At 54.2% G+C, this 914-nt stretch carries 2 protein-coding genes; one reads left to right on the forward strand and one right to left on the reverse strand.

What is annotated here, in order from left to right:
• A partial coding sequence (locus B2R17_RS24580) for a cation:proton antiporter (RefSeq protein ID WP_286766097.1) occupies positions 1–306 on the forward strand: 306 nt, incomplete at its 5' end.
• Positions 307–457: 151 nt separating this feature from the next.
• Here B2R17_RS24580 and B2R17_RS24585 read toward each other — a convergent pair.
• Positions 458–914, reverse strand: a 457-nt coding sequence (locus tag B2R17_RS24585; protein ID WP_286766098.1) for a hypothetical protein, incomplete at its 5' end; no start/stop codon positions are given.

Genomic DNA, 914 nt, shown 5'->3' on the forward strand with positions numbered 1-914 from the left:
GGGATGCAAGTCGATGTCACGTTCTTTTTCGACAGCATGACGTTGCTGCTGGCAGCGATCTTCACACTGTGTGCCGTGATCGGAAAGCTCCTGTCAGGTATCGTTGCTGGAGGCAATCTCAGTCGGCTCGCGGTTGGAATCGGAATGATCCCACGAGGAGAAGTCGGGCTTGTGTTTCTTGGCGTCGGTCGGGGGCTAGGTGTCGTGAATGACTCGCTCTTCGCAGCCCTTGTCATCGTCGTGTTCGCGACAACGATCGTGACGCCACCGTTACTCAAATGGTCGCTACGACGCGCTGATGCTTGAGACACAAGTGCCATCAATCTGACCACTTTGTGTCATCATTCTGAAATCGCACGGTATCGTCTTCACGCGAGAGTAATTCCTTAAACTGTTGGTATAAAGCGGTTTGCGTCTTAACGCAGGTTTCAGGAACGGGATATGCGTTCACTTTCCATCAACGATCGTCGAATTTCTCGGCAATCGCACCCTCAAAAATGGAAATAGAACGATGAAGCGATTTGCACTGATTACTTTGTTCGCCGGCGTGTTGGCGTTGAGTCCATCGAGTTTTACGCACGCGGCCGACTACTTGCATGGACATGGCTATGTTGGTGGGCATGGCTACTCGGGTGGTCATGGTTACGTTGGTGGTCATGGCTATTCCGGCCACGGGCATTCCGGCTTCGGACATGTTTCGAGACGCCTCGGGCACGGCGTAGGACATGGGTATCCCTACGTTTCCCCGAACTACGGGCATCATGGGTATTACCGGTCGTACGGACATCAGCGCGGGGTTCGGATTTCGACGCCTCACTTCGGCTTGCGGATCGGCCACTAAACGCCGTTGTCTCGGTATGCGACGAAAAGTTGCCTTGTCGATACCGCTAGAACCGGCTTGTGTTTCCGGCGGG

It is taken from the genome of Rhodopirellula sp. UBA1907, from assembly GCF_002337565.1.
In the GTDB taxonomy this organism is placed as follows: Bacteria; Planctomycetota; Planctomycetia; order Pirellulales; family Pirellulaceae; genus Rhodopirellula; species Rhodopirellula europaea.